The following is a 24902-nucleotide window of genomic DNA, read 5'->3' on the forward strand; positions in this document are numbered from 1 at the left end:
CGGGGTGTTTGAGATTTTATTATGCTAATCAAATTATTAACTAAAGTTTTCGGTAGTCGTAACGATCGTACCCTGCGCCGGATGCGCAAAGTCGTCAACATTATCAATGCCATGGAACCGGAGATTGAAAAACTCTCCGACGAAGAACTGAAAGGAAAAACGGCAGAGTTCCGCGCGCGTCTGGAAAAAGGCGAAGTGCTGGAAAACTTGATTCCGGAAGCCTTCGCTGTCGTGCGTGAAGCCAGTAAGCGTGTTTTTGGCATGCGCCACTTCGACGTACAGCTGCTCGGCGGTATGGTTCTTAATGAACGTTGCATCGCGGAAATGCGTACAGGTGAAGGTAAAACCCTGACCGCAACGCTGCCTGCTTACCTGAACGCATTAACCGGTAAAGGCGTGCACGTTGTTACCGTCAACGATTACCTGGCGCAACGTGACGCCGAAAACAACCGTCCGCTGTTTGAATTCCTCGGCTTGACCGTCGGCATCAACCTGCCGGGCATGCCAGCACCGGCAAAGCGTGAAGCTTACGCGGCTGACATTACTTACGGTACTAACAACGAATACGGCTTTGACTACCTGCGCGACAACATGGCGTTCAGCCCTGAAGAACGTGTACAGCGTAAACTGCACTATGCGCTGGTGGACGAAGTGGACTCCATCCTGATCGATGAAGCGCGTACACCTCTGATCATTTCCGGCCCGGCGGAAGACAGTTCGGAAATGTATAAGCGTGTAAACAAAATCATTCCGTACCTGATCCGTCAGGAAAAAGAAGACTCCGAAACCTTCCAGGGCGAAGGCCACTTCTCGGTGGATGAAAAATCTCGCCAGGTGAACCTGACCGAACGTGGTCTGGTGCTTATTGAAGAGCTGCTGGTGAAAGAAGGCATTATGGATGAAGGTGAGTCGCTGTACTCTCCGGCCAATATTATGCTGATGCACCACGTAACGGCGGCGCTGCGTGCTCACGCGCTGTTTACCCGCGACGTCGATTACATCGTTAAAGATGGTGAAGTTATCATCGTTGACGAACATACCGGTCGTACCATGCAGGGCCGTCGCTGGTCTGATGGTCTGCACCAGGCTGTGGAAGCAAAAGAGGGTGTACAGATTCAGAACGAAAACCAGACACTGGCTTCGATCACCTTCCAGAACTACTTCCGTCTGTATGAAAAACTGGCGGGGATGACCGGTACGGCTGATACCGAAGCCTTCGAATTCAGTTCCATCTACAAGCTGGATACTGTAGTCGTTCCGACCAACCGCCCGATGATTCGTAAAGATCTGCCGGATCTGGTCTACATGACCGAAGCGGAAAAAATTCAGGCGATCATTGAAGATATCAAAGAACGTACTGCGAAAGGCCAGCCAGTGCTGGTGGGTACTATTTCAATCGAGAAATCGGAACTGGTATCAAACGAGCTGACCAAAGCCGGTATCAAACACAACGTTCTGAACGCTAAATTCCACGCCAACGAAGCGGCAATCGTTGCTCAGGCGGGCTATCCGGCTGCAGTGACCATCGCGACCAACATGGCGGGTCGTGGTACTGACATCGTGCTTGGTGGTAGCTGGCAGGCAGAAGTTGCCGCGCTGGAAAACCCGACCGCTGAGCAAATTGAAAAAATTAAAGCCGACTGGCAGGTGCGTCACGACGCTGTACTGGAAGCAGGTGGCCTGCATATCATCGGTACCGAGCGTCACGAATCTCGTCGTATCGATAACCAGCTGCGTGGCCGTTCTGGTCGTCAGGGTGATGCCGGTTCTTCCCGTTTCTACCTGTCGATGGAAGATGCGCTGATGCGTATTTTTGCTTCCGACCGCGTATCAGGCATGATGCGTAAACTGGGTATGAAACCCGGTGAAGCCATTGAGCATCCGTGGGTAACTAAAGCAATTGCCAATGCTCAGCGTAAAGTTGAAAGCCGTAACTTCGACATTCGTAAACAGCTGCTGGAATACGATGACGTAGCTAACGATCAGCGTCGTGCCATATACTCCCAGCGTAACGAACTGCTGGATGTCAGCGATGTGAGCGAAACCATCAACAGCATTCGTGAAGATGTGTTCAAAGCAACCATCGATGCCTACATTCCGCCACAGTCACTGGAAGAAATGTGGGACATTCCAGGTTTGCAAGAACGTCTGAAAAACGACTTCGACCTTGATTTGCCGATTGCCGAGTGGCTGGACAAAGAGCCAGAACTGCATGAAGAGACGCTGCGTGAGCGTATCCTGGAGCAGTCCATCGAAGTGTATCACCGTAAAGAAGAAGTGGTTGGCGCTGAGATGATGCGTCACTTCGAGAAAGGGGTGATGCTGCAAACGCTGGACTCCCTGTGGAAAGAGCACCTGGCGGCGATGGACTATCTGCGTCAGGGTATCCACCTGCGTGGCTATGCACAGAAAGATCCGAAGCAGGAATACAAACGTGAATCGTTCTCCATGTTTGCGGCGATGCTGGAATCGTTGAAATATGAAGTCATCAGCACGTTAAGCAAAGTACAAGTACGCATGCCGGAAGAAGTTGAAGAGCTGGAGCAGCAGCGTCGTATGGAAGCTGAGCGTTTAGCGCAAATGCAGCAGCTTAGCCATCAGGATGACGACTCTGCAGCTGCGGCTGCGCTGGCAGCGCAAACCGGCGATCGTAAAGTTGGACGTAACGATCCTTGCCCATGCGGTTCTGGTAAAAAATACAAGCAGTGCCATGGTCGCCTGCAATAAAAGCTAAGTGTTGAAATAAAAGGCGCAGGATTCTGCGCCTTTTTTATAGGCTTAAGACAATGAAAAAACTGCAAATCGCGGTAGGTATTATTCGCAACGAAAACAACGAAATCTTTATAACCCGTCGCGCCGCAGATGCGCACATGGCAAATAAGCTGGAGTTTCCGGGCGGTAAAATAGAAACGGGAGAAACGGCAGAACAAGCGATGGTACGGGAGCTTCAGGAAGAAGTCGGGGTTACCCCGCAACGTTTTTCGCTGTTTGAAAAGCTGGAATATCAGTTCTCTGACAGGCATATCACACTGTGGTTCTGGTTGGTCGAAAGCTGGGAAGGGGAACCATGGGGGAAAGAGGGACAGCCCGGTGAGTGGATGGCGCTGGCCAGCCTCGATGCAGAAGATTTTCCGCCAGCCAATGAACCGGTAATTGCGAAGCTTAAGTGTCTGGAGGTCGGATAAGGCGTTTACGCCGCATCCGACATTTGCACAAGATGCCTGATGCGACGCTGGCGCGTCTTATCAGGCCTACATGGTTTATTAACTCGTTGATAAATCAGATTTTGTAGATACTGTTATGGCCTGCAAGTTTTTTTTCTACCCCGGTTTCCCTGATTGCAGGCATGCCAGACACAGCGCCGTCAGGCGCTGTTGTTTCATCCCTTCCGCGATTTTTACGCCGCTACCGGATTATGCCGTGACGCATCGAACGGCACCCCTGACCTCAGCACTCCATACGCCATCTGTGCCAGCTTACGCATCATCGCGCCGAGAATCACCTTTCCTTTCTTGCCATTAGCTGCCAGACGGTCGCGGAACGCCCGTCCCCACTCAGTCTTACTGGTGGCTACCATTGCAGGCATATACAACGCCCTGCGAAGCGACACATGTCCGGTTTTACTCAACCGGCTTGCCCCTCTCACACTGCTGCCTGATTCATAACGCCGTGGTGTCAGACCCGCAAAAGCGGCGAACTGTCTGGCATGGGCGAAGCGGTCCTTCAGACCGATATAAGCCAGCAATACCGCAGATGTTTTCTCTCCGATACCCGGGATACTTTCCAGCAGTTTCCTGCGGTGTTTCATATCCGGATCATCGTCTGTCAGGTCTTTTATCTGCTTCTCAAGACGCTTCAGCTCTGCTTCAAGCCACAGAAGGTGAGCATCAATGCTCGGCCTCTGGACTTCCCGCGCCGTTTCAGTGCGATTCAGTTCCTGTGTGTGCATATCTGTCAGCGCCTGGTGGCGTACTACCAGGGCACGCAACGCGCGCTCAAGCGGGTGAGGCGCTTCCCAGGCTGCAGGACGCTTCTGACGACAGAACTCTGCCAGCATGCGCGCATCCACGGTATCAGTCTTGTTACGCAGTCCTTCACTCTGAGCGAAAGCTTTACCCAGTGCAGGATTAATGACTGACACTATGTAGCCTGCATCGTAAAGGCACTCTGCGACAGGTTCCATATAGGTGCCGGTCGCTTCGATGCAGATATGCGCATGGTCAATCTTGTGACCTTTCAGCCAGCTCACCAGCTCATCGTGCCCTTTAGTGGTGTTAGCGAATTTTTTGGTGCGATGACGACCATCAGGACGCAACACATCGACATCCAGTTTCTCTTTAGCGGTGTCGATACCGATATAATGAAGTTCATGTTCCATAGTGAAACCAACCTTGCAAATACGGATTACCGGGAAAACCGGTCCATGATACTGTCCGGTTTATCACTTTGGGAGAAAGGCAGTCCGCTGCATAAATCTACAACACAGGTTAGAACCCAAGGCCGGATACGGCATACGGACTGCAGGCAGAGAAAACTGGCCAATTTTCTCTGCACAGGAGGGATAATACAAGGTCGGATAAGGCGTTTGCGCCGCATCCGACATTTGCACACGATGCCTGATGCGACGCTGGCGCGTCTTATCAGGCCTACGAGGTTTATTAACTCGTTGATAAATCAGGTTTTTTAGGTCGGATAAGGCGTTTGCGCCGCATCCGACATTTACACACGATGCCTGATGCGGCGCTGGCGCGTCTTATCAGGCGTACGTGCGGCATCAGACAAATGTCACGGCTTTGGCTCTTCGCTCCAGTCATCGCTCTCAGAAAGATCGCCACTGCTGGGGATTCGTTTTTCTTCCGCAGCCCATTCTCCGAGGTCGATCAACTGGCAGCGTTTGGAACAAAATGGCCGAAATGGGCTGACTTCACCCCACACCACCGTTTTCCCGCAGGTGGGGCAATTCACCGTAATAGTTTCTGACATTTTTACTCCTTAGCAACAAGCCAGTTCGAAATCCAGACGTTCCGGTACTTGTCCATTTTCACTGTCCAGCGGCATAAAGCGAATGGCAAAACGGCTCTTATGACCGGATATTTGCGGGTAAAGCTGTGAATCGAGTGCCAGATTCAGGCGTAACAAATCGGCGTCTTCGCCGTTATCCTGATAAAAACCGTTCAGACTGGTCAGTTTGCGGAACGGTGCCGACTGACGAATCAAATCCAACACCATTGTAAGTGCCTGTGTCAGCGGGCTCAGGCTGGCAATCCAGGTTTCGACCTGACTGTCGCGCTGCGACTGGGGTAAATGCAACCAGATATGCAACGTAGGTAAATCAAAGCTGCAACAACCGCCGGGAATGCTCAGACGCTGGCGCACCAGGGCAATCATCCTGTCTTCACGCAGAAATTGCCCGATACGCGGCGCGGAAATCAGTACGCTACCAGCGGCCTTCAACTGCTGAATTAATGCTTCAATACGGGTCTGGTCCACGCCAGGCACACCAATCCAGGTCTGGAGTTTACGCTGTTGACGTTCCAGCTCTTTCAGTAGTTCGGTACGAACTTCTCCACGCTCGAACACATCCAGCAATTCACTAACATTACGGAAGAAATGCAGAGCACCAGCGTAGTCAGCAATAGGCAAATTTACGGTGAGTTGTTGAATTAAAAACTCAATGCGCAGCCATGTACGCATTTTTTCATTTAGTGGATGTTCAAAAAGGACCTGGGTCTGCATTAAGTTTTTTCCTGTGAGACAAACTGCGACGCGAGCTGCAAATAGTGTGCGTGCAGGCGGGCAACATCTGATGCAATAGCATCTGGTGTGCCGTTATTATCAATGACGTCATCTGCCACCGCAAGACGGGCTTCGCGCGTTGCCTGGGCAGCAAGAATTTGTTCGACATGCTCGCGAGTAACATCATCGCGCTGCATGGTGCGCTTAAGCTGCGTTTCTGGGCTGACATCCACCACCAGCACTCGATTCGCTTTTTTATACAGTGAGTTTTCTACCAGCAATGGCACAACCCATAACACATAAGGTGACGTTGCTTGCTGGATCTGGCGTTGCGTCTCCTGCTGAATCAGAGGATGCAGCAGGGCATTAAGCCAGTTTTTCTCTTCCGGATAGGCAAAGATCCGCTCGCGCAAGGCGCGACGTTGCAATGTTCCATCAGCAGCAATCATATCCGCGCCAAAGTGTTCAGCAATGGCACGCAGTGCAGGTGTACCCGGTTCAACCACCTGACGTGCAATAATATCGGCATCAATGACATTAATTCCGAGGTCAGCAAATGCATTTGCAACGGTACTCTTGCCACTGCCAATGCCGCCTGTTAAGGCAACTGTATACCTCATAATATATATTCCTGGGAATTCATCATGATTATCAAAATGTTAATAAAGAGCGCGCGAAAGCGAAATTGATGAAACGTTCGCCCACTATTTACCAGGTAAATTTATGGGATTGTAGCGTAAAAAAAGACAATTTCGCAGTCTTGCGCCATATCGATTAGTGCGTATGATAGCGTCACTGGAGTTGCGCTCTTACCCTTACAGCCATTAACCCCAGGAATCTGCACATGCGTATCGAAGAAGATCTGAAGTTAGGTTTTAAAGACGTCCTCATCCGCCCTAAACGCTCTACCCTTAAAAGCCGTTCCGATGTTGAACTGGAACGTCAATTCACCTTCAAACATTCAGGTCAAAGCTGGTCCGGCGTGCCGATTATCGCCGCAAATATGGACACCGTAGGCACTTTTAGTATGGCTACGGCACTGGCTTCTTTCGATATTTTGACCGCTGTACATAAACATTACTCTGTTGAAGAGTGGCAAGCGTTTATCAACAATTCTTCTGCTGATGTGCTGAAACATGTGATGGTTTCTACCGGCACGTCGGATGCCGATTTCGAAAAAACTAAACAAATTCTCGATCTGAATCCGGCATTAAACTTCGTTTGTATTGATGTTGCGAATGGATATTCTGAGCACTTCGTGCAGTTTGTGGCGAAGGCGCGTGAAGCGTGGCCGACCAAAACTATTTGTGCAGGCAATGTGGTAACTGGCGAAATGTGTGAGGAGCTTATCCTCTCCGGTGCCGATATCGTTAAAGTTGGCATTGGTCCTGGCTCTGTTTGTACAACTCGCGTGAAAACGGGCGTCGGTTATCCGCAGCTTTCTGCGGTGATCGAATGCGCCGATGCCGCGCACGGTCTGGGCGGGATGATCGTCAGCGATGGCGGCTGTACCACACCGGGCGATGTGGCTAAAGCTTTTGGTGGCGGTGCCGATTTCGTAATGCTTGGCGGAATGCTGGCTGGTCACGAAGAGAGCGGCGGCCGTATTGTTGAAGAGAACGGTGAGAAATTTATGCTGTTCTACGGTATGAGCTCCGAGTCTGCGATGAAACGTCACGTTGGCGGCGTTGCGGAATATCGCGCTGCAGAAGGTAAAACCGTTAAGCTTCCTCTGCGCGGTCCGGTTGAAAATACCGCGCGTGATATTTTAGGCGGTCTGCGTTCAGCCTGCACTTACGTTGGGGCTTCACGCCTGAAAGAGCTGACCAAACGCACCACGTTTATCCGCGTACTGGAACAAGAAAACCGCATCTTCAATAATCTGTAATCTCCCAATGCTGGCGTGGAGCAACACGCCAGCATTATCCCACCCCACTCATCGCATCGCCCAGATGGAAAATTGGCAGATACATTGCCACCACCAACGTACCGATAATTCCTCCAGTAATGACCAGCAACGCCGGTTCCAGTAAGGCGGCAAGGTTATCTGCCAGCGCCAGCGTGTTATCCCGATGATGATGGGCAAGATTCTCCAGCATGAGATCCAGCGACCCGGATGTCTCTCCTGTCCTCACTAACTGCAAACAGAGCGGGCTAAACTCCCCCGTATTTTTTAGCGCCAGCCAGATGGGGTGACCGTTACTGATATCATGCTGAATTTGTGTCAGAAGTTGCGCCCAGTACGGGCAGCGCATCGTCTCCCTGACGCTCTCCACTCCCTGCAAAAAAGTAATCCCTGCACTTTGTGTCAGCGCCAGAATCGTAAAGATCTGCGTGAGTTTTTGTCCCCGCATCAGGGCTCCCATTATCGGGATGCGTAATAACCATTTCTGCCGCGCAATAAGCCAGGTAGGGCGACGCATCAGCAGTTTGTTGGCTATCGCCAGCAGAAAGCCGAGCACTATCAGCAGCCAGCCCCATTTGCCACTAAAGTCTGCCAGCGTCATGATCCCCTGCGTTAGTACCGGTAGTGGGGTGTTAAAGGTTTTATAGATAGCGGCAAACTCCGGCAGAACAAAATGCAGCATTGCCACAACCACCATGATTGCCATCGCTAAAATGATGATGGGATAACGCAACGCTGATTTCACTTTGTCGGCCAACTGGCGCTGGGCTTTTTGTTGACGCGCCAGTTCAAAGCAGCATTCATCCAGCTTACCGGTCACTTCCCCCGTGCGGATCATCGCCTGATAGAGCGGCGGAAATACCTCTGACCAGGGTAATAAGGCACTGGAAAAGGCAATGCCCTGTTCGAGATCGTGCGCCAGCGATTGCAACAATGCCTGCCATTGCTTACTTGGATGCTGTTCAGCCAGCAGTGCCAGCCCTTCAGAAAGCGTTAACCCGGCTTTAAGTAGCGTCGCCAGTTGATGAATGACTTCCGCGCTTTTATCTCCTCGCCAATGCGCAGAATTGATGGCGATTCGCTTCAGGCTTAGTGGGGTAACCCTTTGCTGCTGTAGAGCCAAAAGTAGCAAAGCACGGCTCTCTGACCATTGCATCCCATCTTGCGCATTGCCGTCGCCGGTTATGCCATGCCATCGCCAGAGTTGCTTATTCGCCATGTGGCATCCCCAGCACGCGGATTAACTCTTCAAAGGTGGTTAAGCCTTGTTCCACGGCTAGGCAGCCGTTTTCAAAAAGTGTGCGCATACCTGTCCGCCTGGCGTGCGTTTCCAGCGATTCAACTTCAGTATTAGAGGAAATAAGCTGGCGTATGGCTGGTGTAATGGGCAGGACTTCAAACAAGGCGGTACGACCATAAAAACCGTGGTAGCAATGTTCACAACCCGGTGCCTGCCAGCGGGACAGCGGAGATGACCATACATTGTCCGGAAGGCGGATCGGTTCCCCATGCTGCTGGCGGCAATGCGGACAAAGTTTACGTACCAGGCGCTGGGCTATTACCAGAGTGAGGGCCGACGAGAGCATCCAGCGAGCAACGCCCATTTGCTGTAAACGCACCAGCGTTTCACAGGTGGAGTTGGTGTGTAGCGTGGACAATACCAGATGACCCGTTTGCGCGGCTTTAATGGCAATTTCTGCCGTTTCGCCATCGCGGATCTCTCCGATCATGATGACGTCAGGATCCTGGCGCAATAACGCCCGCAAAACGCCCTGAAAGGTGAGTCCGGCACGCGGATGTATTTGTGTCTGGTTTAGCCCGGCGATGGGGATCTCAACCGGATCTTCCACGCTGCAAATATTAATATCGGCGGTATTCAGCGTTTGCAGTGCGCTATACAGCGTGACTGTTTTGCCGCTGCCGGTAGGGCCAGTTACCAGCACCAGTCCCTGTGGTTGCTGCAAGGCGTGGGTAAAGTCCGTCAGTTGTGACGGTTGCATCCCTAGCGTGTTGACATCCAGCGCCTGGTCCACCTGCTGTAACAACCGTAATACCACCTTTTCACCGCCGCGACATGGCAAGGTAGCAATGCGAAATGAGACGGTGTTCCCGGCCAGTTCGACAGTGAATTGCCCGTCCTGCGGCAGGCGATGTTCCGCAATATCCAGGCTTCCCAGCACTTTTAACCTGGCGGTTAAAGCGACTCCGGCATCCTGTGAAACATCAGGTAAAGGATGCAGCACGCCGTCGATACGTAAGCGGATACGATAGCTATTGTCCGCTGGTTCGATATGAATATCTGACGCGCGTTGTTCCAGTGCAGATTGCAACGTATGGGTCAGCAACTCTGCTTTGGGCTGATGCTTCTCCTGAACGGCTACGGGCGATGTCTGTTGTGAGCGGCTGGCGTGACCTTCCATCTGTTGGCGCGTCCAGCAGGTGAGCTCAATACGTTTGGTGGTAGCGAAATGCAATGCGTCCAGCAACTCATGTGAGGGGGCATCGACCACCGCAATATGAACCACTTCTTCGCTGGCATCCAGTAAGACCCCCTGGTAACGCAAACACAGGGCGGTGAGCTGTGAAATATTCATCGCCGCTCCTTAGTTGGCGTCATCAAAGCGGAAGACATCTTCGCAGGCTTGCTGCAATGCGCTGTCACTTTGAATATTGCAGTTGCGCGTCCAGCCGGTGACACCGTTAGCGTTATCCCAACCGGGTGTCATAACGATGCTTAGCCCATTGAGACTCTCTTGCCCGGTCAGTGACACCACGCCCTTTGCCACGCTCATGGCTGAAACATAGCGGGTGGTGGTAGGCGAGGGGATGCCATTGCTGCCGCCGTCGCAGGTGTCCAGTCCGCCATGTTCCAGCGCGCACAATTCTACGGCGGTACGGTAAGGCACAAAGGTTTGTAGCATGTCGGTAAGTGCGGCTTTGCGCAGGTAGTTTTGATAAGCGGGAATACCAATGGCGCTTAAAATGGCAATGATGCCAATAACCACCATCAGTTCGATAAGTGTAAAACCGCGTTGCTTGTCCATCTGTTTCGCTCCTTGATTTGGTTGGCGCTACTTTGGCAAACGCCATCAGCACAGGCGAGGGGCAAAAAACGAAACGGGAAGGCGGCTTCCGAGGTTTTTTATTACGTTGCAGCGAAAGACAGAAAATTTGCGAGGCGTTACGAAGAAAGTTGGGGAAGGGGAGGTTATCCGCCCGCGATGGAGCGGATAAATCTGTCAGCAATTAGCGAAAACGCATTGAAAGATCGAGTGCCTGTACGTGTTTAGTTAGCGCACCGACGGAGATAAAGTCCACGCCCGTTTCAGCAAACTCGCGTAGCGTTTTGTCGGTGACGTTGCCAGACACTTCCAGCAGCGCCTTGCCGTTGGTGCGTTTAACGGCTTTGCGCATCTGTTCTGTGTCGAAGTTATCCAGCATGATGATATCGGCACCTGCTTTCAGTGCTTCATCAAGTTCTTCCAGATTCTCGACTTCAACTTCTACTGGCGCATCCGGGTGCAGCCAGGACGCTTTTTCGACCGCCTGGCGCACTGAGCCGGAGGCAATAATATGGTTTTCTTTGATCAGGAAGGCGTCAGAAAGCCCCAGACGATGGTTAGCCCCGCCGCCGCAAAGTACCGCGTATTTCAGGGCAGAACGCAGGCCGGGTAAGGTTTTTCGCGTATCCAGCAACTGCGTATCGGTGCCTTCCAGTAACTCAACATAGTGGCGAACCTTACTGGCTACGCCAGAAAGAGTTTGTACAAAATTAAGCGCAGTACGTTCGCCGGTTAACAGCACGCGAGATGGGCCTTCGAGTTCGAAAAGGAGTTGATTGGCGTTAATGACATCACCGTCATCCACATGCCAGGTAATGGTGACATCGTCGCCTGCCAGTTGAATAAACACTTCTTCAACCCAGCGTTTACCACAAAATACGCCCTCTTCGCGGGTGATCACCGTGGCATGAGAGCGTGAATTTTCCGGTAAAAGTTTTGCCGTAATGTCGTTGTTGGCATCGACTGTTCCGCCTAAATCTTCTCGCAGCGCCTGGGCCACCGCGCCGGGGATATCGAGATTAATGCGTTCCAGCAGCTCGTCACGTCGGGTGTCAGGGTTATAGCGGCGAGGCGGCATGTTAAAACTCCAGATAGCTAACGAATCATAAGGTAGAAACATGCTACTCTGAACCGGGTATTAGCACCACATATAAGGAGATCCTGCATGTTGTTAGAACAGGGGTGGCTGGTCGGCGCGCGCCGCGTTCCCTCACCACATTACGATTGTCGCCCGGATGACGAAACTCCCACCTTGCTGGTGGTGCACAATATTAGCCTGCCGCCAGGCGAGTTTGGCGGTCCGTGGATTGATGCATTATTCACCGGAACTATTGATCCGCAGGCTCATCCCTTCTTTGCAGAGATTGCCCATTTACGCGTCTCCGCTCACTGTTTGATTCGCCGTGATGGTGAAATTGTCCAGTATGTTCCTTTCGATAAACGCGCCTGGCATGCGGGTGTTTCCGTGTATCAGGGGCGCGAACGCTGTAATGATTTCTCTATTGGGATTGAGCTGGAAGGCACTGATACGCTGGCGTATACCGATGCGCAGTATCAGCAACTGGCGGCGGTCACGCGGGCATTGATTCATCGCTATCCAGCCATTGCCAATAATATGACGGGCCATTGTGATATTGCGCCGGAGCGTAAAACCGATCCCGGCCCTGCCTTTGATTGGGCACGGTTTCGCGCCCTGGTCAGCAAGGAGACAACATGACGCTGTTTACAACCTTACTGGTGTTAATTTTCGAGCGCCTGTTTAAGTTGGGCGAGCACTGGCAGCTTGATCACCGCCTCGAGGCGTTTTTCCGTCGGGTGAAACATTTTTCGCTGGGGCGCACATTAGGGATGACCATTATCGCGATGGGGGCGACCTTTTTACTGTTGCGCGCGTTGCATGGGTTATTGTTCAACGTCCCGACGCTGGTGGTGTGGCTGTTGATTGGTTTGTTGTGTATTGGCGCAGGAAAAGTTCGTCTCCATTATCATGCTTATCTGACCGCAGCTTCTCGTAACGACAGCCATGCCCGTTCCACGATGGCTCGCGAGTTAACCATGATTCATGGCGTCCCCGCAGGCTGCGATGAGCGTGAGTTTTTGCGTGAACTGCAAAATGCCCTGTTGTGGATTAACTTTCGTTTTTACCTTGCGCCACTGTTCTGGCTAATTGTAGGCGGTATCTGGGGACCCGTTACCCTGATGGGCTATGCATTCTTGCGTGCATGGCAATACTGGCTGGCGCGCTACCAGACGCCGCATCATCGCTTACAGTCGGGGGTTGATGCCGTGCTTCATGTAGTGGATTGGGTGCCAGTTCGCCTTGCGGGCGTAGTTTATGCCTTGATTGGTCACGGTGAGAAAGCGTTACCAGCCTGGTTTGCTTCACTGACCGATTTCCATACATCGCAATACCAGGTGTTAACGCGTCTGGCACAGTTCTCTCTGGCGCGTGAACCGCATGTCGATAAGGTTGAGACACCGAAAGCAGCGGTTTCAATGGCGAAGAAAACCTCGTTCGTGGTTGTGGTGGTGATTGCGCTACTGACGATTTACGGGACATTGGTGTAAATATTGCTGCCCTCACCCAGAACGGGTGAGGGCGTAGAGAGATTAATGTGCTTTTACGGCTTTTGCGGTTTTCTCTTTGAACAGATAACCGATACCTAACACAACCAGCCATACCGGGATCAGGTAAACCGAAATCGCCATCCCCGGCGTCATCAGCATTATCACCAGTACCGCCGCCATAAACAGCAGGCAGATCCAGTTACCCAGCGGATAGAGCAGGGCAGGGAAACGAGTTACCACACCTTGTTCCTGCTTAGCGCGACGGAACTTCATATGTGCCAGGCTAATCATCGCCCAGTTAATAACCAGTGCAGAAACCACCAGCGCCATTAACAGTCCGAAAGCGGACTCTGGGGCAAGGTAGTTAATCAGTACGCACAATGCCGTAACCAGCGCAGATACCAGAATGGTATTTACTGGTACGCCGCGTTTATCGACGGAAGCGAGCATTTTCGGTGCGTTACCCTGTTGTGCCAGACCGAACAGCATACGGCTGTTGCAATATACGCAGCTGTTGTACACGGAGAGCGCAGCCGTCAGTACCACGATGTTCAGCGCATTTGCCACAAAGGTATCGCCTAACTCGTGGAAGATCAGCACAAACGGGCTGGTGTCAGCGGTAACGCGTGTCCATGGCATCAGTGAGAGCAGAACGGCTAGCGAACCAATGTAGAAAATCAGGATGCGGTAGATAACCTGATTAGTTGCTTTCGGGATGCTTTGCTCCGGGTTATCAGCTTCTGCAGCGGTGATCCCCACCAGTTCCAGACCACCGAACGAGAACATGATAATCGCCATCATCATCACCAGCCCGGTGAAGCCGTGCGGCAGGAAGCCACCCTGAGCCCACAGGTTGCTAACGGTCGCCTGCGGGCCGCCGTTGCCGCTGAACAGCAGCCAGCCGCCGAAGATGATCATCGCCACCACCGCGATAACTTTGATAATGGCAAACCAGAACTCCATCTCACCAAACACTTTAACGTTGGTCAGGTTGATGGCGTTAATCACCACAAAGAATACGGCGGCAGAAGCCCAGGTGGGGATTTCCGGATACCAGAACTGGATGTATTTGCCGACAGCTGTAAGTTCTGCCATGGCAACTAAAACGTACAGTACCCAATAGTTCCAGCCAGAAGCGAATCCGGCAAAGCTGCCCCAGTATTTATAAGCAAAGTGGCTGAAGGAGCCTGCGACAGGTTCTTCGACCACCATTTCACCTAGCTGACGCATGATCAGAAAGGCGATAAAACCTGCAATGGCATAACCCAGGATAATCCCTGGCCCTGCGGACTGTATTACGGAGGCGCTTCCCAGGAATAGCCCGGTTCCTATTGCGCCACCCAGCGCGATAAGCTGAATATGGCGGTTTTTAAGGCCGCGCTTTAGCTGCTCGCCGTGCTGTTGACCTTCCATCATGAAACCTCGTGCGGTGATTGTTTTTTTGATCTACGCAATGATGCGTGTGTAAGTTTGCAATTCCGTTTGTTGTATTAATTTGTTTACATTAAGGACGTTTGAATTGTTACAAAAAGACTTCCGTCAGATCAAGAATAATGGTATGTGGCAGCGAATGCACCCGCTTTATGCATGGTTGAAGATGAGTTGCTTAAAAAGGAACCGTTTGTAAAGATCAGCCTCAAATCCGCTCAATATATAAAATGAATATAAATTCATTTTAATTGAATTAAAAATCGAAAAATTGGTAAGTGAATCGGTTCAATTCGGATTTTTATAGTTTAATAATCGTTAAAAAATCACTTTACTACGTAAAGTCTACATTTGTGCATAGTTACAATTTTGAAACGTTATATATGTCAAGTTGTTAAAATGTGCACAGTTTCATGATTTCAATCAAAACCTGTATGGACATAAGGTGAATACTTTGTTACTTTAGCGTCACAGACATGAAATTGGTAAGACCAATTGACTTCGGCAAGTGGCTTAAGACAGGAACTCATGGCCTACAGCAAAATCCGCCAACCAAAACTCTCCGATGTGATTGAGCAGCAACTGGAGTTTTTGATCCTCGAAGGCACTCTCCGCCCGGGCGAAAAACTCCCACCGGAACGCGAACTGGCAAAACAGTTCGATGTATCCCGTCCCTCATTGCGTGAGGCGATTCAACGTCTCGAAGCGAAGGGCTTGTTGCTTCGTCGCCAGGGTGGCGGCACGTTTGTTCAGAGCAGCCTCTGGCAAAGCTTCAGCGATCCGCTGGTGGAGCTGCTCTCCGACCATCCTGAATCACAGTATGACTTGCTCGAAACACGACACGCCCTGGAAGGTATCGCCGCTTATTACGCCGCGCTGCGTAGTACCGATGAAGACAAGGAACGCATCCGTGAACTCCACCACGCCATAGAACTGGCGCAGCAGTCTGGCGATCTGGACGCGGAATCAAACGCCGTACTCCAGTATCAGATTGCCGTCACCGAAGCGGCCCACAATGTGGTTTTGCTTCATCTGCTAAGGTGTATGGAGCCGATGTTGGCCCAGAATGTCCGTCAGAACTTCGAATTGCTCTATTCGCGTCGCGAGATGCTGCCGCTGGTGAGTAGTCACCGCACCCGCATATTCGAAGCGATTATGGCCGGTAAGCCGGAAGAAGCGCGCGAAGCATCGCATCGCCATCTGGCCTTTATCGAAGAAATTTTGCTCGACAGAAGCCGTGAAGAGAGTCGCCGTGAGCGTTCTCTGCGCCGTCTGGAGCAACGAAAGAATTAGTGATTTTTCTGGTAAAAATTATCCAGAAGATGTTGTAAATCAAGCGCATATAAAAGCGCGGCAACTAAACGTAGAACCTGTCTTATTGGGCTTTCCGGCGAGAGTTCAATGGGACAGGTTCCAGAAAACTCAACGTTATTAGATAGATAAGGAATAACCCATGTCAGAACGTTTCCCAAATGACGTGGATCCGATCGAAACTCGCGACTGGCTCCAGGCGATCGAATCGGTCATCCGTGAAGAAGGTGTTGAGCGTGCTCAGTATCTGATCGACCAACTGCTTGCTGAAGCCCGCAAAGGCGGAGTCAACGTAGCCGCAGGCACCGATATCAGCAACTACATCAACACCATCCCCGTTGAAGAACAACCGGAGTATCCGGGTAATCTGGAACTGGAACGCCGTATTCGTTCAGCTATCCGCTGGAACGCCATCATGACGGTTCTGCGTGCGTCGAAAAAAGACCTCGAACTGGGCGGCCACATGGCGTCCTTCCAGTCTTCCGCAACCATTTATGATGTGTGCTTTAACCACTTCTTCCGTGCACGCAACGAGCAGGATGGCGGCGACCTGGTTTACTTCCAGGGCCACATCTCCCCGGGCGTTTACGCACGTGCTTTCCTGGAAGGTCGTCTGACTCAAGAGCAGCTGGATAACTTCCGTCAGGAAGTTCACGGCAATGGCCTCTCTTCCTATCCGCACCCGAAACTGATGCCGGAATTCTGGCAGTTCCCGACCGTATCTATGGGTCTGGGTCCGATTGGTGCTATTTACCAGGCTAAATTCCTGAAATATCTGGAACACCGTGGCCTGAAAGATACCTCTAAACAGACCGTTTACGCGTTCCTCGGCGACGGTGAAATGGACGAACCGGAATCCAAAGGTGCGATCACCATCGCTACCCGTGAAAAACTGGATAACCTGGTCTTCGTTATCAACTGTAACCTGCAGCGTCTTGACGGCCCGGTCACCGGTAACGGCAAGATCATCAACGAACTGGAAGGCATCTTCGAAGGTGCTGGCTGGAACGTGATCAAAGTGATGTGGGGTAGCCGTTGGGATGAACTGCTGCGTAAAGATACCAGCGGTAAACTGATCCAGCTGATGAACGAAACCGTTGACGGTGACTACCAGACCTTCAAATCGAAAGATGGTGCGTACGTTCGTGAACACTTCTTCGGTAAATATCCTGAAACCGCAGCACTGGTTGCAGACTGGACTGACGAGCAGATCTGGGCACTGAACCGTGGTGGTCACGATCCGAAGAAAATCTACGCTGCATTCAAGAAAGCGCAGGAAACCAAAGGCAAAGCGACAGTAATCCTTGCTCATACCATTAAAGGTTACGGCATGGGCGATGCGGCTGAAGGTAAAAACATCGCGCACCAGGTTAAGAAAATGAACATGGACGGCGTGCGTCACATCCGCGACCGTTTTAATGTGCCGGTGTCTGATGCGGATATCGAAAAACTGCCGTACATCACCTTCCCGGAAGGTTCTGAAGAGCATACCTATCTGCACGCTCAGCGTCAGAAACTGCACGGTTATCTGCCAAGCCGCCAGCCGAACTTCACCGAGAAGCTGGAGCTGCCGAGCCTGCAAGACTTCGGTGCGCTGCTGGAAGAGCAGAGCAAAGAGATCTCTACCACTATCGCTTTCGTTCGCGCCCTGAACGTGATGCTGAAGAACAAGTCGATCAAAGACAGGCTTGTGCCGATCATCGCCGACGAAGCGCGTACTTTCGGTATGGAAGGTCTGTTCCGTCAGATTGGTATTTACAGCCCGAACGGTCAGCAGTACACCCCGCAGGACCGCGAGCAGGTTGCTTACTATAAAGAAGACGAGAAAGGTCAGATTCTGCAGGAAGGGATCAACGAGCTGGGCGCAGGTTGTTCCTGGCTGGCAGCGGCGACCTCTTACAGCACCAACAATCTGCCGATGATTCCGTTCTACATCTATTACTCGATGTTCGGCTTCCAGCGTATCGGCGATCTGTGCTGGGCGGCTGGCGACCAGCAAGCGCGTGGCTTCCTGATCGGCGGTACTTCCGGTCGTACCACTCTGAACGGCGAAGGTCTGCAGCACGAAGATGGTCACAGCCACATTCAGTCGCTGACTATCCCGAACTGTATCTCTTACGACCCGGCTTACGCTTACGAAGTTGCTGTCATCATGCATGACGGTCTGGAGCGTATGTACGGTGAAAAACAAGAGAACGTTTACTACTACATCACCACGCTGAACGAAAACTACCACATGCCGGCAATGCCGGAAGGTGCTGAGGAAGGTATCCGTAAAGGTATCTACAAACTCGAAACCATTGAAGGTAGCAAAGGTAAAGTTCAGCTGCTGGGCTCCGGTTCTATCCTGCGTCACGTCCGTGAAGCAGCACAGATCCTGGCGAAAGAGTACGGCGTAGGTTCTGACGTTTATAGCGTGACCTCCTTCACCGAACTGGCGCGTGATGGTCAGGATTGTGAACGCTGGAACATGCTGCACCCGCTGGAAACTCCGCGCGTTCCGTATATCGCTCAGGTGATGAACGACGCTCCGGCAGTGGCATCTACCGACTATATGAAACTGTTCGCTGAGCAGGTCCGTACTTACGTACCGGCTGACGACTACCGCGTACTGGGTACTGATGGCTTCGGTCGTTCCGACAGCCGTGAGAACCTGCGTCACCACTTCGAAGTTGATGCTTCCTACGTGGTTGTAGCGGCGCTGGGCGAACTGGCTAAACGTGGCGAAATCGATAAGAAAGTGGTTGCTGACGCAATCGCCAAATTCAACATCGATGCAGATAAAGTTAACCCGCGTCTGGCGTAAGAGGTAAAAGAATAATGGCTATCGAAATCAAAGTACCGGACATCGGGGCTGATGAAGTTGAAATCACCGAGATCCTGGTCAAAGTGGGCGACAAAGTTGAAGCCGAACAGTCGCTGATCACCGTAGAAGGCGACAAAGCCTCTATGGAAGTTCCGTCTCCGCAGGCGGGTATCGTTAAAGAGATCAAAGTCTCTGTTGGCGATAAAACCCAGACCGGCGCACTGATTATGATTTTCGATTCCGCCGACGGTGCAGCAGACGCTGCACCTGCTCAGGCAGAAGAGAAGAAAGAAGCAGCTCCGGCAGCAGTACCCGCGGCTGCGGCAGCAAAAGACGTTAACGTTCCGGATATCGGCAGCGACGAAGTTGAAGTGACCGAAATCCTGGTGAAAGTGGGCGACAAAGTTGAAGCTGAGCAGTCGCTGATCACCGTAGAAGGCGATAAAGCCTCTATGGAAGTTCCGGCTCCGTTTGCTGGCACCGTGAAAGAGATCAAAGTGAACGTGGGTGACAAAGTGTCTACCGGCTCGCTGATTATGGTCTTCGAAGTCGCGGGTGCAGCAGGCGCGGCAGCTCCAGCAGCTAAACAGGAAGCGGCTCCTGCAGCAGCACCAGCGGCTGCAGCTGGCGTGAAAGAAGTTAACGTTCCGGATATCGGCGGTGACGAAGTTGAAGTGACCGAAGTGATGGTGAAAGTGGGCGACAAAGTTGCCGCTGAACAGTCACTGATCACCGTAGAAGGCGACAAAGCTTCTATGGAAGTTCCGGCTCCGTTTGCTGGCGTCGTGAAGGAACTGAAAGTCAACGTTGGCGATAAAGTGAAAACTGGTTCGCTGATTATGATCTTCGAAGTTGAAGGCGCAGCGCCTGCGGCAGCTCCAGCGAAACAGGAAGCGGCAGCGCCGGCTCCGGCAGCAAAAGCTGAAGCCCCGGCAGCAGCACCGGCTGCGAAAGCCGAAGGCAAATCTGAATTTGCTGAAAACGACGCTTACGTTCACGCGACTCCGCTGATCCGCCGTCTGGCACGCGAGTTTGGCGTTAACCTGGCGAAAGTGAAGGGCTCTGGCCGTAAAGGTCGTATTCTGCGTGAAGACGTTCAGGCTTACGTGAAAGAAGCTATCAAACGTGCAGAAGCGGCTCCGGCAGCGACTGGCGGCGGTATCCCTGGCATGTTGCCGTGGCCGAAGGTGGACTTCAGCAAGTTTGGTGAAATCGAAGAAGTGGAACTGGGCCGCATTCAGAAAATTTCTGGTGCTAACCTGAGCCGTAACTGGGTGATGATCCCGCACGTTACCCACTTCGACAAAACTGATATCACCGAGCTGGAAGCGTTCCGTAAACAGCAAAACGAAGAAGCAGCGAAACGTAAGCTGGATGTGAAGATAACCCCAGTTGTCTTCATCATGAAAGCCGTTGCTGCAGCGCTTGAGCAGATGCCTCGCTTCAACAGTTCGCTGTCGGAAGACGGTCAGCGTCTGACCCTGAAGAAATACATCAACATCGGTGTGGCGGTGGATACCCCGAACGGTCTGGTTGTTCCGGTATTCAAAGACGTCAACAAGAAAGGCATCATCGAGCTGTCTCGCGAGCTGATGACTATTTCTAAGAAAGCGCGTGACGGTAAGCTGACTGCGGGCGAAATGCAGGGCGGTTGCTTTACCATCTCCAGCATCGGCGGCCTGGGTACTACCCACTTCGCGCCGATTGTGAATGCGCCGGAAGTGGCTATCCTCGGCGTTTCCAAGTCCGCGATGGAGCCGGTGTGGAATGGTAAAGAGTTCGTGCCGCGTCTGATGCTGCCGATTTCTCTCTCCTTCGACCACCGCGTGATCGACGGTGCTGATGGTGCCCGTTTCATTACCATCATTAACAACACGCTGTCTGATATTCGCCGTCTGGTGATGTAAATAAAAGAGCCGGCCCAACGGCCGGCTTTTTTCTGGTAATCTCATGAATGTATTGAGATTATTAGCGAATAGACAAATCGGTTGCCGTTTGTTGTTTAAAAATTGTTAACAATTTTGTAAAATACCGACGGATAGAACGACCCGGTGGTGGTTAGGGTATTACTTCACATACCCTATGGATTTCTGGGTGCAGCAAGGTAGCAAGCGCCAGAATCCCCAGGAGCTTACATAAGTAAGTGACTGGGGTGAGGGCGTGAAGCTAACGCCGCTGCGGCCTGAAAGACGACGGGTATGACCGCCGGAGATAAATATATAGAGGTCATGATGAGTACTGAAATCAAAACTCAGGTCGTGGTACTTGGGGCAGGCCCCGCAGGTTACTCCGCTGCCTTCCGTTGCGCTGATTTAGGTCTGGAAACCGTAATCGTAGAACGTTACAACACCCTTGGTGGTGTTTGCCTGAACGTCGGCTGTATCCCTTCTAAAGCACTGCTGCACGTAGCAAAAGTTATCGAAGAAGCCAAAGCGCTGGCTGAACACGGTATCGTCTTCGGCGAACCGAAAACCGATATCGACAAGATTCGTACCTGGAAAGAGAAAGTGATCAATCAGCTGACCGGTGGTCTGGCTGGTATGGCGAAAGGCCGCAAAGTCAAAGTGGTCAACGGTCTGGGTAAATTTACCGGGGCTAACACCCTGGAAGTTGAAGGTGAGAACGGTAAAACCGTGATCAACTTCGACAACGCGATCATTGCAGCGGGTTCTCGCCCGATCCAACTGCCGTTTATTCCGCACGAAGATCCGCGTATCTGGGACTCCACTGACGCGCTGGAACTGAAAGAAGTACCAGAACGCCTGCTGGTAATGGGTGGCGGTATCATCGGTCTGGAAATGGGTACCGTATACCACGCGCTGGGTTCACAGATTGACGTGGTTGAAATGTTCGACCAGGTTATCCCGGCTGCGGACAAAGACATCGTTAAAGTCTTCACCAAGCGTATCAGCAAGAAATTCAACCTGATGCTGGAAACCAAAGTTACCGCCGTTGAAGCGAAAGAAGACGGTATTTATGTGACGATGGAAGGCAAAAAAGCACCGGCTGAACCGCAGCGTTACGACGCCGTGCTGGTAGCGATTGGTCGTGTGCCGAACGGTAAAAACCTCGACGCAGGCAAAGCTGGCGTGGAAGTTGACGACCGTGGTTTCATCCGCGTTGACAAACAGCTGCGTACCAACGTACCGCACATCTTTGCTATCGGCGATATCGTCGGTCAGCCGATGCTGGCACACAAAGGTGTTCACGAAGGTCACGTTGCCGCTGAAGTTATCGCAGGTCAAAAACACTACTTCGATCCGAAAGTTATCCCGTCTATCGCGTACACCGAACCAGAAGTTGCATGGGTAGGGCTGACCGAGAAAGAAGCGAAAGAGAAAGGCATCAGTTACGAAACCGCCACCTTCCCGTGGGCTGCATCTGGCCGTGCTATTGCTTCCGACTGCGCAGACGGTATGACCAAGCTGATTTTCGACAAAGAATCTCACCGTGTGATCGGTGGCGCGATTGTCGGTACCAACGGCGGCGAGCTGTTGGGTGAAATCGGTCTGGCAATCGAAATGGGTTGTGACGCTGAAGACATCGCGCTGACTATCCACGCGCACCCGACTCTGCACGAGTCTGTGGGCCTGGCAGCAGAAGTATTCGAAGGTAGCATCACCGACCTGCCGAACCCGAAAGCGAAGAAGAAGTAATTCTTCTTGTGCCGGAACATCCGGTAAATTAAGAAGCGGCTGACCAGGCCGCTTCAGATTGTTGATAAAGTGCTCGTTGTTGATGCCGGATGCGGCGTGAACGCCTTATTCGACCTACAAAATCATGCAAATTCAATATATTGCAGGAGCTATGTAGGCCCGATAAACTTGCGTATCGGGCAATTCGATGTTTGTCATCAGTCTTAAGCGGCTAACTACGCCGCTTTTTTTATGCCTGCAATTTACCTTTCCAGTCTCCTTGTTCCACGCTCAGACAACCGTTCGCGTACCGCTGACCGTTGCTCATTATTCAATCGGGCAGTATGGTTATTGTCGTTCAGACGTTGCGGGCGGCTCTCCTGAATTTTCTCCCGCGCAACTTGACGCTGCTCAGGCGAGGCAGACTGGATACGCTGACGTGCTGCATCTCTTTGCTGTTGATTCTGCGGGCTAGTCTGCATTTTCTCGCGGGCCGCCTGACGCTGCTCAGGCGAGGCCGACTGGATACGCTGACGCGCCGCCTCTCTTCGCTGCTGGTTCTGCGGGTTAGTCTGCATTTTCTCGCGAGCCGCCTGACGCTGCTCAGGCGAGGCCGACTGGATACGCTGACGCGCCGCCTCTCTTCGCTGCTGGTTCTGCGGGTTAGTCTGCATTTTCTCGCGAGCCGCCTGGCGCTGTTCAGGCGAGGCAGATTGATAACGCTGGCGAGCGGTGTCCTTTTGCTGCTGGGTCAATGGTTGGTGGCGGCTGAACTCGCGGAAGTCGTCATAATTGCCATAGTGTTCCGCTTCATTAAACCGCTGTGCCGCAGCCTGACGCTGGGTATCTCGCGTAGTGACTGGTGCTGCGTGTGTTCGTTGCTGAAACTGACTTGCTGCCGCCTGGCGCTGGCTGTCGCGCGTTGGGGCAGGTAACTGTGTGGCACTCATGCCGCCTTTAACATCGGTTTGGTGAAACCGTTTTGCCATATCCTGATCATGATAAGGCACACCATCGCGGTAGTTTGGATTGTGCCGCCATGCCATATTCTTGTCAGTAAGATGCTCACCAGTAATACGGTTGAAATTGTTGACGTCGATATTGATGTTGTCGCCGTTGTGTTGCCAGCCATTACCGTCACGATGACCGCCATCGTGGTGATTGTAATCATCATCGTCATGATGATGATGGTCATGATCGTCATCGTCCCAGTCGATGCTGCTGAATAGTGCGTACGTGGTAGCAACGCCCATGCTGTAGCCGAATCCGCGCACAAAGCTGTCAACAAACGGTTCTCCGGCTGGCGGCGGCAGGTAAACCGGCGGATAAGCGGTGTTGGCCCAACTGCCGTAAACCACGGTTGGGTTGTAGTTGGGAATATAAACTACATCCGGATTGGCGGGCTCAATGGTTATTACGGTCGGCGCAGGTCCTGCGACGACGGGGCTGGACGTAGAAACGTTATTTGATTGTGTGACAGGGGCGCTGGCGGGCTGATTTGCCGGTACGACTTTTTTCGTTGTCGTGATGACCTTTTGTTCAGTTGATGACTTCAGTGACCCGGTTTGTTGCGCCAGTTGCCGCAAACGTTGTACCGAGTCCATCACATCCTGCGGCTGCGCCAGAAACGCGTCGCCAAGATTTTGTACCCATTGCGGGTTTTCCCCCATCAACGCCATCAATTGCGGAAAAGCCACAAGTGATTTGACGCTGGCATCCCACGGCTGGTCGGATACAGCCTGAATAGCGGCATCACCTTGCTTGAGCGGATTGTCGTGCGACCACTGCACGGCCTGGGCGACATTTGCCGGATAGGTCGATGCCATCAGCACCTGCGAAAGCAGAGCGTCGGGATATAGCGCGACGGGCGCGATCCATTGATCGATTTGTGCAGTGCTGAATGTAGATTTGACGACGGCAGGCGTTACGGGGGGCGCGGAAACCGTTGCAGGAAGCGTAACCGCGGTGATGTCAGGCGCAGTCTGTTGTGTCGATTGCGGTTCCACAGGTGCTTCCACTGTGCGGCTTTTTATATATAGCCCGGCAGAGGCGGCACAAAGCCCGGCACTGCAAATTAGCGCCAGCACATGGGGTTTAAACGGCAAAGTCATTTTCATAATTCGGATCTCAAGGAAATCGCAATGGTCGGCGAACTGCCACCCGCAGGTGCTGTGAATCCGAGTATAAAGAGGCGGTAGTTTAAATTTTGACTAATCTTGGGATTCGTTGAGAAAGGTGATTATCATCATGCGAATTAACGAAGTTTTTACGGAGGGAAACAATCTCTAGACCATCCTTAACGATTCAGCCACTTTTTTATGTTGCTTTTTTGTAAACAGATTAACACATCGTCAAAATCCTGCTATTCTGCCCGTTGCGGTACTGGGCATTTACCCTACAAACTGCTGTCTCACAGGAGCGTGAAGAGAATCGCCTGCCGCACTATGACA

At 52.1% G+C, this 24902-nt stretch carries 19 protein-coding genes; 9 read left to right on the plus strand and 10 right to left on the minus strand.

The genetic code is table 11. The annotated features are described in order from the left end of the window. Window positions 1-21: 21 nt before the first annotated feature. Both secA and mutT read left to right on the plus strand, forming a co-directional pair. Window positions 22-2727 (plus strand): preprotein translocase subunit SecA, encoded by a 2706-nt coding sequence (gene secA / locus FEK42_RS19920; RefSeq protein ID WP_130204928.1) that lies wholly within the window; start codon window positions 22-24, stop codon window positions 2725-2727. 59 nt (window positions 2728-2786) lie between these two features. Further along, entirely contained in the window at window positions 2787-3185 is a 399-nt protein-coding gene (gene mutT / locus FEK42_RS19925; RefSeq protein WP_130204930.1) for an 8-oxo-dGTP diphosphatase MutT, read from the plus strand. A 212-nt stretch (window positions 3186-3397) separates the two neighbouring features. Here mutT and FEK42_RS19930 read toward each other — a convergent pair whose 3' ends face one another. From FEK42_RS19930 to coaE, 4 genes are all read right to left on the minus strand, one after another. Beyond that, window positions 3398-4378, minus strand: a complete 981-nt coding sequence (locus tag FEK42_RS19930) for an IS110-like element IS621 family transposase (protein WP_135491916.1) — start codon at window positions 4376-4378, stop codon at window positions 3398-3400. 407 nt (window positions 4379-4785) lie between these two features. Beyond that, a complete protein-coding gene (gene yacG / locus FEK42_RS19940; protein WP_130257847.1) occupies window positions 4786-4983 on the minus strand; it encodes a DNA gyrase inhibitor YacG in 198 nt (65 codons plus the stop codon). 9 nt (window positions 4984-4992) lie between these two features. Further along, entirely contained in the window at window positions 4993-5736 is a 744-nt protein-coding gene (zapD, locus tag FEK42_RS19945; protein ID WP_130217398.1) for a cell division protein ZapD, read from the minus strand. Further along, window positions 5736-6356: a dephospho-CoA kinase gene (gene coaE, locus FEK42_RS19950; RefSeq protein ID WP_130221628.1), complete on the minus strand. Its 621-nt coding sequence runs from the start codon at window positions 6354-6356 to the stop codon at window positions 5736-5738. Before coaE ends, zapD begins: the two co-directional genes overlap by 1 nt. 224 nt (window positions 6357-6580) lie before the next feature. Between coaE and guaC the strand changes: the two genes are divergently transcribed. Further along, window positions 6581-7624, plus strand: coding sequence for a GMP reductase (gene guaC, locus FEK42_RS19955; protein ID WP_130204936.1), 1044 nt, complete (start codon window positions 6581-6583; stop codon window positions 7622-7624). A gap of 34 nt (window positions 7625-7658) precedes the next feature. On the opposite strand, the gene hofC is transcribed toward guaC, so the two are convergent. From hofC to nadC, 4 genes are all read right to left on the minus strand, one after another. Next, window positions 7659-8861: a protein transport protein HofC gene (gene hofC / locus FEK42_RS19960; RefSeq protein WP_138211934.1), complete on the minus strand. Its 1203-nt coding sequence runs from the start codon at window positions 8859-8861 to the stop codon at window positions 7659-7661. Continuing rightward, the gene (gene gspE / locus FEK42_RS19965; protein WP_135491917.1) at window positions 8851-10236 is read right to left on the minus strand and encodes a type II secretion system protein GspE; all 1386 of its coding nucleotides are present in this window, start codon (window positions 10234-10236) and stop codon (window positions 8851-8853) included. The genes hofC and gspE overlap by 11 nt, the downstream gene beginning before the upstream one ends. 9 nt (window positions 10237-10245) lie before the next feature. Beyond that, window positions 10246-10686: a prepilin peptidase-dependent pilin gene (gene ppdD, locus FEK42_RS19970; protein WP_130204940.1), complete on the minus strand. Its 441-nt coding sequence runs from the start codon at window positions 10684-10686 to the stop codon at window positions 10246-10248. A gap of 202 nt (window positions 10687-10888) precedes the next feature. Continuing rightward, a complete protein-coding gene (gene nadC / locus FEK42_RS19975; RefSeq protein ID WP_130204942.1) occupies window positions 10889-11782 on the minus strand; it encodes a carboxylating nicotinate-nucleotide diphosphorylase in 894 nt (297 codons plus the stop codon). Between the two features lie 87 nt (window positions 11783-11869). Here nadC and ampD point away from each other — a divergent pair, with 87 nt between their 5' ends. Next, the gene (ampD, locus tag FEK42_RS19980; RefSeq protein WP_130204944.1) at window positions 11870-12421 is read left to right on the plus strand and encodes a 1,6-anhydro-N-acetylmuramyl-L-alanine amidase AmpD; all 552 of its coding nucleotides are present in this window, start codon (window positions 11870-11872) and stop codon (window positions 12419-12421) included. Further along, window positions 12418-13272, plus strand: a complete 855-nt coding sequence (gene ampE, locus FEK42_RS19985; protein WP_135409471.1) for a beta-lactamase regulator AmpE — start codon at window positions 12418-12420, stop codon at window positions 13270-13272. The genes ampD and ampE overlap by 4 nt, the downstream gene beginning before the upstream one ends. 42 nt (window positions 13273-13314) lie before the next feature. Here the strand turns inward: ampE and aroP are convergent, their stop codons facing one another. After that, window positions 13315-14688, minus strand: a complete 1374-nt coding sequence (gene aroP, locus FEK42_RS19990; RefSeq protein WP_165383261.1) for an aromatic amino acid transporter AroP — start codon at window positions 14686-14688, stop codon at window positions 13315-13317. Between the two features lie 540 nt (window positions 14689-15228). Between aroP and pdhR the strand changes: the two genes are divergently transcribed. The 4 genes from pdhR to lpdA all read left to right on the plus strand — a co-directional run bounded on the left by pdhR (window position 15229) and on the right by lpdA (window position 22473). Beyond that, complete coding sequence (gene pdhR, locus FEK42_RS19995) at window positions 15229-15993, plus strand: pyruvate dehydrogenase complex transcriptional repressor PdhR (protein ID WP_000331776.1); 765 nt, start codon at window positions 15229-15231, stop codon at window positions 15991-15993. A 160-nt stretch (window positions 15994-16153) separates the two neighbouring features. Next, complete coding sequence (aceE, locus tag FEK42_RS20000) at window positions 16154-18817, plus strand: pyruvate dehydrogenase (acetyl-transferring), homodimeric type (protein ID WP_135409472.1); 2664 nt, start codon at window positions 16154-16156, stop codon at window positions 18815-18817. 14 nt (window positions 18818-18831) lie between these two features. After that, entirely contained in the window at window positions 18832-20724 is a 1893-nt protein-coding gene (aceF, locus tag FEK42_RS20005; protein ID WP_135491918.1) for a pyruvate dehydrogenase complex dihydrolipoyllysine-residue acetyltransferase, read from the plus strand. Between the two features lie 324 nt (window positions 20725-21048). Next, on the plus strand, window positions 21049-22473 hold the full coding sequence (lpdA, locus tag FEK42_RS20010; protein ID WP_130205068.1) for a dihydrolipoyl dehydrogenase: 1425 nt from the start codon (window positions 21049-21051) through the stop codon (window positions 22471-22473). A 242-nt stretch (window positions 22474-22715) separates the two neighbouring features. Here the strand turns inward: lpdA and FEK42_RS20015 are convergent, their stop codons facing one another. Then, entirely contained in the window at window positions 22716-24569 is a 1854-nt protein-coding gene (locus tag FEK42_RS20015; RefSeq protein WP_138211935.1) for a DUF3300 domain-containing protein, read from the minus strand. Window positions 24570-24902 lie beyond the last annotated feature (333 nt).

Origin of the sequence: Escherichia sp. E2748, assembly GCF_005781125.1 — a bacterium.
In the GTDB taxonomy this organism is placed as follows: Bacteria; Pseudomonadota; Gammaproteobacteria; order Enterobacterales; family Enterobacteriaceae; genus Escherichia.